12 protein-coding genes are annotated in these 13157 nt (G+C 31.0%); 9 read left to right on the forward strand and 3 right to left on the reverse strand.

Annotation, left to right across the window (positions count from 1 at the left end; genetic code table 11):
• Positions 1–70 precede the first annotated feature (70 nt).
• From G9F72_RS09420 to G9F72_RS09450, 7 genes are all read left to right on the forward strand, one after another.
• Positions 71–3322, forward strand: coding sequence for a DEAD/DEAH box helicase (locus G9F72_RS09420; RefSeq protein ID WP_164956176.1), 3252 nt, complete (start codon positions 71–73; stop codon positions 3320–3322).
• 139 nt (positions 3323–3461) lie between these two features.
• On the forward strand, positions 3462–4652 hold the full coding sequence (locus G9F72_RS27380; protein ID WP_224676050.1) for a sensor histidine kinase: 1191 nt from the start codon (positions 3462–3464) through the stop codon (positions 4650–4652).
• Between the two features lie 35 nt (positions 4653–4687).
• Positions 4688–5362, forward strand: a complete 675-nt coding sequence (locus G9F72_RS09430; protein ID WP_164956177.1) for a response regulator transcription factor — start codon at positions 4688–4690, stop codon at positions 5360–5362.
• Between the two features lie 129 nt (positions 5363–5491).
• Positions 5492–6643: an ABC transporter permease gene (locus G9F72_RS09435; protein ID WP_164956178.1), complete on the forward strand. Its 1152-nt coding sequence runs from the start codon at positions 5492–5494 to the stop codon at positions 6641–6643.
• Between the two features lie 17 nt (positions 6644–6660).
• Complete coding sequence (locus G9F72_RS09440; protein ID WP_164956179.1) at positions 6661–7365, forward strand: ABC transporter ATP-binding protein; 705 nt, start codon at positions 6661–6663, stop codon at positions 7363–7365.
• Positions 7343–8479: an ABC transporter permease gene (locus tag G9F72_RS09445; protein ID WP_164956180.1), complete on the forward strand. Its 1137-nt coding sequence runs from the start codon at positions 7343–7345 to the stop codon at positions 8477–8479. Before G9F72_RS09440 ends, G9F72_RS09445 begins: the two co-directional genes overlap by 23 nt.
• A 54-nt stretch (positions 8480–8533) precedes the next feature.
• Positions 8534–8971 carry a DUF2383 domain-containing protein gene (locus G9F72_RS09450; RefSeq protein WP_164956181.1) on the forward strand — a complete coding sequence of 146 codons (438 nt, stop codon included), beginning with the start codon at positions 8534–8536 and terminating at the stop codon, positions 8969–8971.
• Between the two features lie 34 nt (positions 8972–9005).
• On the opposite strand, the gene G9F72_RS09455 is transcribed toward G9F72_RS09450, so the two are convergent.
• Positions 9006–9761, reverse strand: coding sequence for a tetratricopeptide repeat protein (locus tag G9F72_RS09455; RefSeq protein ID WP_164956182.1), 756 nt, complete (start codon positions 9759–9761; stop codon positions 9006–9008).
• Positions 9762–9976: 215 nt separating this feature from the next.
• Here G9F72_RS09455 and G9F72_RS09460 point away from each other — a divergent pair, with 215 nt between their 5' ends.
• Both G9F72_RS09460 and G9F72_RS09465 read left to right on the forward strand, forming a co-directional pair.
• Positions 9977–10366 (forward strand): hypothetical protein, encoded by a 390-nt coding sequence (locus G9F72_RS09460; RefSeq protein ID WP_164956183.1) that lies wholly within the window; start codon positions 9977–9979, stop codon positions 10364–10366.
• 202 nt (positions 10367–10568) lie between these two features.
• Complete coding sequence (locus G9F72_RS09465; RefSeq protein WP_164956184.1) at positions 10569–11093, forward strand: hypothetical protein; 525 nt, start codon at positions 10569–10571, stop codon at positions 11091–11093.
• Positions 11094–11155: 62 nt separating this feature from the next.
• Here G9F72_RS09465 and G9F72_RS09470 read toward each other — a convergent pair whose 3' ends face one another.
• Together G9F72_RS09470 and namA are read right to left on the reverse strand one after the other, a co-directional pair.
• Complete coding sequence (locus G9F72_RS09470; protein ID WP_164956185.1) at positions 11156–11677, reverse strand: Na+/H+ antiporter NhaC family protein; 522 nt, start codon at positions 11675–11677, stop codon at positions 11156–11158.
• Positions 11678–11986: 309 nt separating this feature from the next.
• The gene (gene namA / locus G9F72_RS09475) at positions 11987–13030 is read right to left on the reverse strand and encodes an NADPH dehydrogenase NamA (protein ID WP_164956186.1); all 1044 of its coding nucleotides are present in this window, start codon (positions 13028–13030) and stop codon (positions 11987–11989) included.
• Positions 13031–13157 lie beyond the last annotated feature (127 nt).

The following is a 13157-nucleotide window of genomic DNA, read 5'->3' on the forward strand; positions in this document are numbered from 1 at the left end:
AGTTTTATGTTCTTTCCTTTTTTATGGTATAATTAAAAGGTTATAAAATTCTAAAAACTAGGGAGAAAATATGTTGAAAGAAGATATGGTATTACAAATATTTAATGAAGGAACCAGTGGTAAAAATCATGCTAAGGGGCAAAGGGTTCTTAATAATGATTTAGTTTCTTCTGTTGATATTACAAATGAAGATAAGTTAATATGCATAGAAGGCAATGTGATTTCGGAGAAACTTTTTAATGAATATCACACAAAAATTGAGATGGATGCAGAGAGAAAAAGTATTTTTACTACCTTCTGTACCTGCGCTGATTTTGAAAATAACGAGTTTAAAAAAGAAAATTATTGTTGTAAACATTTAGTGGCAACCTTTTATAGTGCGGTAGAAGATTTAGCGAGTCACCCGCTGTTAAAAGAAGAGGATGTGGTGGGGCAAGCTATATTTAAAAGTAGTAGCAATGTATTATCAATGCTTTTAGGAGATGAAAAACATAAGGATGAAACTAAAATAGAGATCTATATAAATAAAAATCAGTGGACAAACAGCCTTACAGCAGAGTTTAAAATAGGATTAAACTCTATGACTTCCAGCAATCTTTACATTTTAAAGGATATCAATCATTTTTTATTAGCCTATGATAATAATATTCCTATAAACTATAGCAAAAATTTCACTTTTAATAGGGCAGATCAAAGATTGAGTACAAAGGATAAAAGACTTATGGATTTCATTGAAATGTTAAAGACAATGGAATCCTCCCAAAGGTACGTTAACAGAAGTGAAGATCGTTATATAGATGGGAAAAATATTAATATTCCTAAATTTTTGACACGGGAATTTTTTGAAATTATAAATAAGCATAGGGTCTATTTGAATGAAGGATTTTTTTCAAGGCCTGTAGACACTGAAATTTTATATGAAGCACCTGCCCTGGATTTTGATTTGAAGCTAATAAAAAATAATTATGTGCTTAAATCACTAAATGGAATGCCAGTGGCTTTAGGATCTAAAAATGATGTTTTTTTGTATGGCAGCAATATATATCTTCCAGATTTTGAGTTTTGTTATAAAATAAATCCTTACCTCCAAGTTTTTAATGAGGCAAGGGTGATAACTATGACAAGCATGGAGGAGGAGAATATATTAAGAAGGCTTGTTCCAGATCTTAATTTTTTATCACCTAATGTTACACTATCAAAGTCTATTAAAGATAAAATAGTAATGAGTAATTGTGGGTTTAGCTTCTATTTTAATCAGGAGGGAAAAGATATTACTCTAACATTAAAGGTGAAGTACGGAACCTTTGAGTTTAACATTTTTGAGGATTGCACAGAGAAAATAATATATAGAGATTCTAAAGTGGAAACTCAAGTCATCGGAGCATTAAAAGCCTTTGGTCTATGTGAAATAAAGAATAAGTTTTATTTCACAAAGGGAGAGGACTATATATTTAAATTCTTTAAAAGTGATGTAGGAAAACTTCAAGAAATAGGAGATGTGTATTACTCAGAAAGTTTTAAAGGTATAAAATCACTGGGGACATCTGGGATTAGTGGAGATATTAAGAGCGGAAAATATAATTACTTTGAAATGGATTTCAAAATAGGAGATATTGAGCCACGCGAAACTACCAATATATTAAGAGCCTTTAGAAATAATCTTAAATATTATAAACTCAAAACTGGTGAGTACCTTGATTTGGAGGAACTCGAACTTAATAAATTCTTAAAGCTTTTAGATGTTATGACCCCAGCTCGTATTGAAAATAATCATATTGAAATATCAAAAAGCAAGGGTGTTTTTCTAGATGGTTATTTAGAGGAAAATAGCATTAGATATATAAGTGGGAAAAAAGAGTTAAAAGAAATAAAAGATAAGCTTAAGAATGTAGAAAAATTGAATTTCAAAGAGCCAGCTACCTTTAAGGGGAAATTAAGAGAGTATCAAAAAATCGGATATAATTGGCTTAAAACCTTAGATTATTTAGGGTTTGGTGGGATTCTAGGAGATGAAATGGGCCTTGGCAAAACCATTCAAGCTATTACTTTTATATTATCTAATGTGGGAAGTAAGACTATAATTGTAGCACCTACCTCCTTAATATATAATTGGATAAGTGAGTTTGAAAAGTTTGCACCTAGGTTAAAGATAGCTGCAGCTAATGGATTAAAGGATACAAGAGAAGAGATAATAAAAAATATAGAAAATTATGATGTAATTATAACTACTTATAATCTAATAAAGAGGGATTTAGAAAGCTATAAGGTATTAGGGTTTGATTATTGCATATTAGATGAAGCACAAAACATAAAAAATCCACATTCTCAAAATGCAATAGCCGTAAAGGAGATAGTGGCGAAAACAAGGTTTGCTCTATCTGGTACCCCTATAGAAAATTCTCTTATGGATTTATGGTCCATATTTGATTTTATAATGCCGGGATACCTTTACGATGAAAAGAGATTTAGTGTCAGATATCATAAAAAACTTAAGGAAAGTCCTGAGATATTAGAAGATTTAAATAGGCTTATAAAACCTTTTATTCTAAGGCGGAGAAAAAAAGATGTTCTAAAGGAATTACCTGACAAAATAGAAAAACCACTAATAGTAAACTTAGAGGAAGAGCAAAAGAAAGTTTATAAAACCTATGCGAACCATGCCATGGAGCTTATTGAAAATAAAGTAAAGAATGATGAGTTTAAAAATAGTAAAATAGAGATACTTTCTTATATAACAAAACTAAGACAACTATGCCTAGATCCTACAGTGCTCATGAATGATTACAGTGGTGGCAGTGCAAAGATAGAAGCTCTAGTGGAGCTTCTTCATAAGAGTATAGAGGAGGGGCATAGGGTCCTTGTTTTCTCGCAATTCACCTCCGTTCTTAAGAATATACAAAAAAGACTAAAGGTAGAGAAAATATCCTTTAGTTACTTGGATGGATCGGTGCCTTCAGAGAAGAGAATGAATTTGGTTAAAGCCTTCAATGATGGTGAAAACTCTGTATTTTTAATAAGCTTAAAGGCTGGAGGCACGGGGCTTAATTTAACTTCTGCAGATGTAGTAGTTCACTTTGATCCTTGGTGGAATCCTGCAGTAGAAGAGCAGGCTACAGATAGAGCACATAGAATTGGGCAAAAACATGTGGTAGAAGTTATAAAAATTATAGCTAAGGGCACCATTGAGGAAAAGATTTTGTCACTTCAAGAAGAGAAGAAAAAACTAATATCGTCTCTTATGGGAGATGAACTGGCAAGTGGAGAAGGCTTTGCAGCTTTAAGTGAGGAAGAGATATTTGGATTATTTGAGATGAAGGAATAAGGACTTGCATATTAATCCTCTTTATTGTAAATTTAGGTGATGAGGTACATTAGAATAGACTAGGCTAGAATAGACTAGTATACTGATTTGTTATTTATTTGAATGTGCCTTGTACTATTTTAAAACTGTGAGGTGTTTTGTGAGCAATAAGATTAAAGATATTTTAATGATTATTAATTATATATTATTTACTGGAATTTTTTTAATAAGTGCAATTTGTAACGCCGAAAATCAATTATTAATTGTTACTTTAACTTTCATATTTTTAACCTCTTACACTATTAGAGTGTTTTTCATATATGGAAGTGAAAATCATAAAAATCTAAGCTGTTTTTCTTTGATAATAGATTTTATATTAATTTTTATACTTAATCTATATGATAACTCTCATCTATCTTTATGTTTATATTTTTTTATGCTAGAAGATATTGTCCTAAATTTCAGCTTAGTCTTTGGTATGATTGCTTCGATTATTTCCTTTGTACTTTATAGCGTGTCGTTAAGTATTATGGTGAATTTTGAACTTGGCATCATCTTTGTGAAAATACTTTTAAGTCTACTCGTATTTTGTATAATTTATTTGATATTTTTCCTTGTAAGATATTTATTGAAACAAACAGAAATAATTGAAATTTCTCTAAAAAAAATAACTATTGAAAAATTAGAAAAAGACTGCATATATATGAATTTAAAGGAAGCATATGAAAAATTAGAGATGATGACTATTCTTAAAGAGAGAAATAAAATAGCACGGGAAATTCATGATACAGTGGGACATACTTTAACCACAGTTTTAGTAGAAATAGAGGCTAGTAAAAGACTGATGAAGGGGGATTTGGATTTATCACTTGAAAAACTTTGCCTAGCACAAGGCCAAGTGAGAAAGGGCCTTAATGATATTAGGGGCTCTGTACGGGTGCTTGAAAAAGGTAATGAGTTATTAGAGTTTTATCCTTCTTTAGAAGCGGTAATTAAGGATACTCAGCTACATTCTGAGGTGACAATAAAATCTGAAATAGACTCTTCATTAAATTTAACTAAAGAAGCACAAAAGGTAATTATATCGTCTTTACTAGAGGGTCTTACTAATGGAATTCGCCATGGTAAAAGTACTGCTTTTTTGTTTAAGTTACTGAAAAAAGAAGATAAAGTATGTTTTTCTCTTGAAGACAACGGCGAAGGTGCAGGTATATTAAACTACGGCTTCGGGCTTCGCGCTATGCGAGATAGGGTTTATGACTTAGAAGGAAGCTTTGATATTAATTCTGATGTGCAAGAGGGCTTAGAATTACTAATTACGCTTCCATATTCTAGAGCCTGCATTCAATAACGGTTAAGAAAATATAAATTTTAGGGGATATTTTTATGGAGAAGATAAGAGTGCTAATAGCAGATGATCAAACCCTTATGAGGGACGGGCTTAAGACAATACTAGAGCTAGAGGAAAATATAGAGGTAGTAGGGCTAGCAAAGGATGGGGTGGAGGCACTAGAATTATGCTCTGAAACCAGGCCACAGGTGGTACTTATGGATATAAGAATGCCCAATATGGGTGGAGTACTATGTACCAAATTAATAAAGGAAGCTTATCCTAATATAGTGATACTTATTCTTACCACCTTTGATGATGAAGAATATATTGTTGAATCCTTAAATAACGGTGCTACCGGTTATATTTTAAAGGATATAGAAGGGGATGGCCTTATAAAAGCGGTGAAAGATGCTTATAAAGGTGATTTCATATTACCTTCTAAAATTGCTAAAAAGCTTGCCGGTAAAATAGCCAAAGAGTACAGTCAGGAATCTGAAACTACTATCAAAAAGAATGAATCTAAATTGCTAAATTCTTTTGGACTTTCAGAAAAAGAAATTGAAATTGCAAAAATGCTTGCTCAAGGGTTTACCAATAAGCAAATTGCATCTTCGCTATATATATCAGGTGGTACAGTAAAAAACTATGTAAGCAATCTATATAGCAAAATAGGAATTTCTGATAGAACATCAGCGGCAATATATATTAAGGATTTACTTAGTGAATAGATATACATTCATAAAGTAACCGTAGTCACTTTATTTTGTGACCACGGTTACTTTTATATTACTCCAAAAATTGGTATTATTTTATTAAAAGGAAATCATAATATTTATGTTTTGAAAGGAGTTAGTACAATGAAACCTTTGTCAGCTTTAAGCTATAGTAAAAATAATAAGAAAAAACTTATTGCTTCCACCATTTCAATATTAGTGGCTGTTTCATTTTTATATGTTCTACAAACTTTTGTGAAATCTATATGGGACTCTATGTATGAGCTGAATGTAAACCCATACAAAAATCATATGACTATAGAAAGTACTGAAAAAGATAAACCTATACCTGGCAATATTGTTGGTAGCCTTAAAGATAACCCTAATGTAGAAAATATAATCCCCTTTATTTCATATGAAACACGATATGTTATACCGGGCGCTAGCACTAATGCTTCCATTTTAGGTATAAGGCCTGAGGATATAGATTATGTTATGAAAAAGCATAACATAACCCTGAAAGAAGGAAGGATGCCTCTAGGAAATCATAAAGAAGTGGCACTAGATTATAGAATGTCAAAAAATAAAAATGTAAAAATCGGGGATAAAATAGGGAATTCCATTAATAAAAATGATAGCTTAAATGGTGAGTATACAGTGGTAGGAATAGTTGAGGGGAACGGTTATTTATCGTTTATGCCCTATAACACTACTACTACTACTACTACTACCTCAATAAATGCCAATGATACAATTGTAGTGAAAAAATCTTTATTAGTTTTTCCTAAGGACAATAAAATAAAAGAGGTAGATGAACTACTACTAAGCTTTTCTAAAAAAGAAGTTGCAGTTTTGACTTTAAGTGCGATAATTAAACTTTTTAATGAAAAGGCATCAACTATGCGTACATTAGATATGATTTGTATACTTGCGATTATTGTCATGGTTATTTCTGTTGGAAGTTCTAAATATGTACAGTTTTTTAGCAGAAAACAGGAACTTGGAATTTTAAATGCCATGGGATATACCAAGGGGGAGCTAATGAAAAAAGCATTTTTAGAGGTGCTTATTGTAAATATGTTAGGATTTACTCTAGGGGTGATTTTTGGATGGTTGTCTTCTATTTTAATCAATGATGGAGCCTTTGGAGCTGTTGGAGGAGTTGCAGTATATTTCTCTTCAAAAGCTTTTTTAATGGCACTTTATATACCACTATTTACAACACTATTTACATTGATACCTGTAAATCGAATGATAAGTAAGCTAGATCCTATAGTTATGATAGAAAAAATATAAAAAGGGAGTGAATTATTATGTTATTTAAAGTAGATAACCTAAATTTAATATATGATATTGGAAAAGAGGACCAGACTTATGCTTTAAGAAATATTAATCTATCCTTGGAAGGAAATAGGTTGATAGGAATAATGGGACCCTCTGGTAGTGGTAAAAGTTCCTTACTATATTCCTTAGCAGGACTTAAGATTCCATCATCAGGTACCATAAGCTACAAGAATATGAAATTTAAGGAATTATCCGTTTCTAAAAGTACAGAGCTCAGGCGTAAAGATTTTGGATTCGTTTTCCAAAGACATTTTCTTATAGAATATATGAGCGTAATAGATAATGTGTTAACACCAATAAATGATAATAGTATGAAAGCAAAAGAAAAGGCTTTGGGATTATTAAAAAAGCTTGGCATTGAGCATTTAGCGGGTAAAAAGCCTCATAAGTTATCTGGTGGGCAAAGACAAAAGGTTGCAATTGCTAGAGCACTTATAAATGACCCAAAAGTAATTTTTTGTGATGAGATTACTGCATCCTTAGACCATTCAAGTGCAAGGGAAGTTATGAAGCTACTAGATGAGTATAAAAATAATGCCTTAGTCATTGTTGTAACTCATGATGCTTCCATACTTGAAAATGCAGATGATATAATTAATATATGGGATGGCGCTATTACTTCAATTAAAAAAAGAGGAATGGAGGGATATAATGAGTCCGCTATCAACCTTTAAGTATATCAAGAACAATATTTCCAAAACATTACCAATATTAATAGCTATGATGGTGAGTGTATTACTAATCTATATTTTTTCACTAGTGACTAAAAGTAGTATTGAGCTAGCAAATCTAACGTGTACTAATTTTTTTAGTAAATACACGATAGTATTTAGCAATAATGAAGAGCCTATTCCAAAAGATTATTTAGATAAAATAACTAATGATAATAATGTAGGTCATGTTATGCCTTTAATTAGCGAGGAAGGTTATCTTCAATATACTAATATTTTCGGTAGCATGAGCATTTCTGTTTTGAATCTTTATGAAAAGGATATATCACAGGTTATTGATACTCTTAATGTAAAATTAATTGAAGGTAGACTTCCAATGGAAAATAAGAATGAAATTATTATCCCTAAAAAATATGCGCTGCAAAACAAATTGAAAACAGGAGATTATATTGGTTCAGAGGTATCCTCTACCTACGCAATAAAAGGAAAATTCAAAGTGTCAGGCATTACAGATGGTCCAGCAATGTTGGTGGTGATCAGCGATAATAAGGATGGTGTCTCTAGAGATACAGCGATAAAGAACTCTATACTTTTATCGGTTAAAGATGTATTGAATAAAAATTTAATTAACTATTTATCTAAAAACACACCTAAAAATGTTTTAATTATGGATTATTACAGTATTTCAAAGCAAACAGATGAAATTCTTAATTCTATGAATGCATTATCCTATATGCTAAATATAATAATAATTCTTGTGCTCTGTATATCTCTTGGGAATTTGAATTATATTAACTTCATTAATAGAAAATATGAATTTGGAGTATTATCAGCTATAGGCTATAAAAAATCTACCCTCTATTTTAAACTTTGGAAGGAAAATGCCACTGTATGCTTACTTGGATATATAAGCGGAATACTATTAAGTACGTGTGTAGCCTTTATTTTGAACTTAACCGTACTTTATCCAAGTGGTAAATTCATTCCTTTATGGAATATTTCTGGTGCTACAGTAGCGTTAATGATACCAATTTTTGTATCATTTTTAAGCTTAATTGCACCTATTAAAGAACTTAGAAAAACAGATCCACTTGATGTAATTGGGGGGGTAATTTAGAAATAATATGCATAATATAAATACCAAATGCTCACAATAAACTGAGGTGAGATTATGAATGATGTAAAAGAAATGAATAAATTCTTAAAAGGCATACACATGGGAGGTACTACCTTTAAAGATTATCTCCGTAAAGGTAAAGGCCCAGAACTTAAAAATGAGTTGGTCCAAATTATAGAATCCTTTAAAAGACATGAAGAGGCAATTACCAATAGGATAGAAAATCTGGGAGGTAATGCTGCCGATACTCTTGGAATAATGGGCACTATGGCAGATTTTTTCGAAAAAATCAAACTTATACCTGTAAATACTGATTTGGAAGTCTGTGAGAATGCTACAGCTGCAATGGAAATGGGAATAACGCAGGGAGAAAAGTTTATTAAGGAGAATAGGGGTTTGGATCCTAGTCTAATGAAAGAAGTAGAGGCTGTTGTAGCCGACTATGACAATCATTTAAAAAAAATACAAGAAATAATGAGAACATGTAAATAGTAAATGCTCCCACTTTATGGATGGGAGCATTTTGCTATTTAATATTTATGTTTATGTTTTTTAATACGGTATAATGACATTTATACCAATCATTATCAGGTTCTATGTCATAGGCTTTTTCTGCAAATATTAAGGCAGTTAGGCTATTGCCCATAGCCATATATACTTCAGACTTTCCGAAATAGGCAGCACTTTTGGATGAATCTACTTCTAAGGCACTATTATATATTTCAAGAGCTTCTTTTTTATTATGCAATGATAGTAACATGCTAGCTTTACCACATAATGCCTCATAAAAATATGGATTTAGGCTTAGGCAAATATCAAAGCATTCTAAAGCCATTCTAAAATCATTAAGAAGAGCTAAGAACTCTGCTTTTTTAAAATATATGTCTATATTTGAAGCATCACTTTCAAGAAGTTTTTCACAATAGTAAACGCATTTATCAAAGTCACCAGTTAAGTCATGTATATCAATTAACTTCCAGTAACCTTTAGGGTCACCCGGAACTAGCTTTAGATATTTCTTTATGCATTTTTCTGCTTCGTAGGCTTCATACATTTCAATATGAGCTTGACCTTTCACAAGATAAGCCCGCGCATATTCATTATTTAAGAAAATGGCTTTATTAAAGTCTTTAAAGGCTTTCTCAATTTCCCCATCATTAAAAAGTCCTTTGCCTCTCTCTATATATTCATGAGCTAAAGTATCATTATTGTTTAAATTATTATTATTATTATTATTATTATTATTATTATTATTATTATTATTATTATTATTATTTTTCATTAATCTATTCCTTTCACGTGTGTTCACACATTACAATTATTGACACAAAATAAAACAGTATACATGAAATTGAAGTGGAATAGAAGTTTTTTGCCTTTATTGAGATAAACTCAGACTTGTTATTTGTATGAATGTGTCTTATAATATTTTTACAATTACATAACTTTGTATAAAATATGAAAAGGGATAAGTTTACATTTAAAGGGGGAACTAATATGGGGAAAGTTGTAAAATGTTCAATAATAATATGTGATGATTTTAATGCTGTGCTCATTGCTGCTAGGGGTAAAAAGAAAATACAAAAGGTATGGAGTATTTTTGGTAAGGAAATAAAGGGCAAGGAAACTTCGGAACAATGTGTTTCTAAAGCAATAGATAAAGATTTAAATTGTACTATATTTGATCTGACACCATTTAAAGAATATGTTTTAGATAGTGAAAGTGGAGATACTTTGTTTGTATATACTGGAAAGTTGAAACATTATATAAATACGCACAAGGACATAAATCAAGTTAAATGGGTTACTGAAAGAGAATTGGACATGTATGAGTTTATTAGTAATGAAAAAGAAATATTAATAGATTTCTTTAAAAGTATGAAATAGTTAATGCACCAATGTTAATACTTAGGTATACATTGGTGCATTTAATTTTACCATATTCCTTTAGCATAAAGAGTATGTATATGTTTTTCTAATGGTCCTTTCAATGTAACAATCATTGTTTTTAAAGAGATAATAGGTTAAAATCTAATAATGCTGGAGAGCATATTCTTAAGAAAATAATATTTTAAATGAAGGAGGCAACATGGAAAAGTTTATCGGTAAACCAGATTCTTTAAAAAAACTCAGTGTTTTTTTTGTTATTTCAATTTTATTAACCTTTGTGACTTTAATATTTATTTCAAATTTTATAATAAAACTAATTTTGTTAATTATTTTTATTACAAGTGCTTGGCAAGCCTATAAGGGACTCATACTTTCCATAACTGTGGATGATGAAAAAATTAGAATACACAAACCCTTTAATACAAGAACTATAAAATTTGAGGATATTGCCTTTTGTGCAGTACATGGAATTGACGAGGATACTGCAGTACTATATGCGTTTAGAAGACAAAAGCACAGCAAAGGGGATAAAGTACGCGGAATAAAATCAGATAAGTCCTTTGATGAAATAGTGAAAATAATTTCTCAGGATGAAGGCAATACAGACCTTAATATTAATTTTAATATGGCCTCTAAGGTTCTAATTTCTTTTGTTGATAAGGGAGATATCTTAAGAGATAAAATACTTGCTACTGTAAATGAAAGACATAAGATAATCCTATAAAAAAATCCTTGCTGATATTTCAACAAGGATTTTTTTATAGGATTATGTAAATAATATTGCTGCTATGCGCTAGCCTTTAAATTCCCCTTATATTCTGGAGCTGATGGATCATCCTCAAGGCATCTTGAACGGTTTCTTGGAGCTAGTCCTCTTTTACGGAACTCGTCTTTATACATTTTGCCAGGAAGTACAATTGAAAGATATTGGTCGCCAGCAAGTATATTTGCAAATATTGAGGTGAATATTGTAGCTGTTACAAGGGATACTGTACTATTTGCATATTTTAGAACACTGTTTGCAAGGGTCCCAAGCATTCCAGTTTTCTCAAGTGTACCACCAAAAGAAAGTGCTGCTAGTATTAGAGATATTGTAAACATCATCCTTTGATATCCACCTCTAGTAAGAAGTGTATCTAAAACCTCATTACCAGTTTTCGAAATAACACCAATCTGCATAGAATTCATTACAGCAGCAAAACTAGCACCTTGGGTAAGCATGGCGGCAGCGCCACAACGGGTATTAGAGCTTCCTATAATTTTGCATCTCTTGGCGTTTTTGTTTTCGATAACATTAACAATCCTCATTTAAGTTTAAAAGCTTCCTAAAAGTTATGATATGGTATATGGTTAATATTATAGATCACAAAATCCACTATTTTAAAACATTAGATATATTACCGATTTATAATAAATTCATAATATACAAGTAATATTGTATATTATACAGTAGTGCTACTTAAAAGAAAAGAAGAAATATTGTCATATTTAATATGTGAATCTATAAATTGGGTTTTTTTCATAAATTTATTCTTATGAAACTTTGATTTAATATAAAAAAATAACAAGGCAAAATGCTAGCATATTTGCCTTGTTATTTTTTAGAGGTATCTCAATCTAAAATCCGTTTTTGCTAACTATATTACTTCTTTGATACTGAATAGGCCATTCTATACTTTCTCCTAATTGAGCAGCAGCAGAAAATGTCCAATAAGGATTTCTTAAAAGCTCTCTTCCTAAATATACCAGATCAGATCTTTTATTGTTTAATATTTCTTCTGCCATTAAAGGGGATGTGATAAGTCCTCCAGCTATAGTTGGAATATTACATTGGTTCTTAATTATTTCAGAATAACAGATTTGATATCCTGGATAGGTAGATATTCTTGCTGGTACGGTGCCACCAGAACTAACATTTACAATATCTATACCAATAGCTTTTATGAGATTTATAAGTGATGCAGTATCCTTTGCAGTATTTCCACCCTGGGCGTAGTCTTCCGCTGATACTCTTAATTGTAATGGTTTAGTTTCAGGCCAAACTGTCTTTACAGCCTGTATAATTTCCCTTAAGAATCTTACCCTGTTTTCCTCTGTACCTCCATATTCGTCTTCTCTCTTATTGGTAAGAGGAGATAAAAATTGTCCTATTAAATAACCATGAGCACCATGTAATTCTAATAAATCAAAACCTGCACTTAATGCCCTCTTAGCAGCAGATTTAAATAAAGCTATAGTATTATTAATATCTTCTTTAGTCATTTCATTTGGTAGCCTATAAAGTTCATTAAAGGCTATAGGGCTTGGCGCTATAATTGGATAGGAAAGAGTTTCAGATTTTCTTCCAGCATGATTAATTTGAACACCTACTTTTGCACCATATTTATGACATTCATTTACTATATTTGATAAGTTTTTAACGTGTTCCTCGGACCATATACCTAAATCATAATCAGTTATACGTCCACCAGGCTCAATTCCTGTGGATTCGACAATGATAAGACCCACACCACCAATAGCTCTAGTTGTATAATGTATAAAATGCCAGTTGTTAGCTATTCCATCCTCATTGTTACAAGAATCCATGCACATTGGGGCCATGACTATTCTATTTTTTAAATCCATATCTTTTATTTTAAAATTACTAAATAATTTTGACATTGGTAATCGCCTCTTTCTTTTATAGTCTAATGATTTTGTGAAAAAGATGAAATCATAGTTCCATCTAGCTATTGACTATTTGTATATAAGTATAGCATTATAGAAAAGATAGTAAAGTATGCACTTA

The organism is Clostridium estertheticum (assembly GCF_011065935.2).
Classification (GTDB): domain Bacteria; phylum Bacillota; class Clostridia; order Clostridiales; family Clostridiaceae; genus Clostridium_AD; species Clostridium_AD estertheticum_A.

What these genes read in the sequence shown, in the direction of transcription:
- G9F72_RS09420 (WP_164956176.1), top strand. Translation starts at nt 71, where the DNA reads ATGTTGAAAGAAGATATGGTATTACAAATATTTAATGAAGGAACCAGT.
- G9F72_RS09430 (WP_164956177.1), top strand. Translation starts at nt 4,688, where the DNA reads ATGGAGAAGATAAGAGTGCTAATAGCAGATGATCAAACCCTTATGAGG.
- G9F72_RS09435 (WP_164956178.1), top strand. Translation starts at nt 5,492, where the DNA reads ATGAAACCTTTGTCAGCTTTAAGCTATAGTAAAAATAATAAGAAAAAA.
- G9F72_RS09440 (WP_164956179.1), top strand. Translation starts at nt 6,661, where the DNA reads ATGTTATTTAAAGTAGATAACCTAAATTTAATATATGATATTGGAAAA.
- G9F72_RS09445 (WP_164956180.1), top strand. Translation starts at nt 7,343, where the DNA reads ATGAGTCCGCTATCAACCTTTAAGTATATCAAGAACAATATTTCCAAA.
- G9F72_RS09450 (WP_164956181.1), top strand. Translation starts at nt 8,534, where the DNA reads ATGAATGATGTAAAAGAAATGAATAAATTCTTAAAAGGCATACACATG.
- G9F72_RS09455 (WP_164956182.1), bottom strand. Translation starts at nt 9,761, where the DNA reads ATGAAAAATAATAATAATAATAATAATAATAATAATAATAATAATAAT.
- G9F72_RS09460 (WP_164956183.1), top strand. Translation starts at nt 9,977, where the DNA reads ATGGGGAAAGTTGTAAAATGTTCAATAATAATATGTGATGATTTTAAT.
- G9F72_RS09465 (WP_164956184.1), top strand. Translation starts at nt 10,569, where the DNA reads ATGGAAAAGTTTATCGGTAAACCAGATTCTTTAAAAAAACTCAGTGTT.
- G9F72_RS09470 (WP_164956185.1), bottom strand. Translation starts at nt 11,677, where the DNA reads ATGAGGATTGTTAATGTTATCGAAAACAAAAACGCCAAGAGATGCAAA.
- namA (WP_164956186.1), bottom strand. Translation starts at nt 13,030, where the DNA reads ATGTCAAAATTATTTAGTAATTTTAAAATAAAAGATATGGATTTAAAA.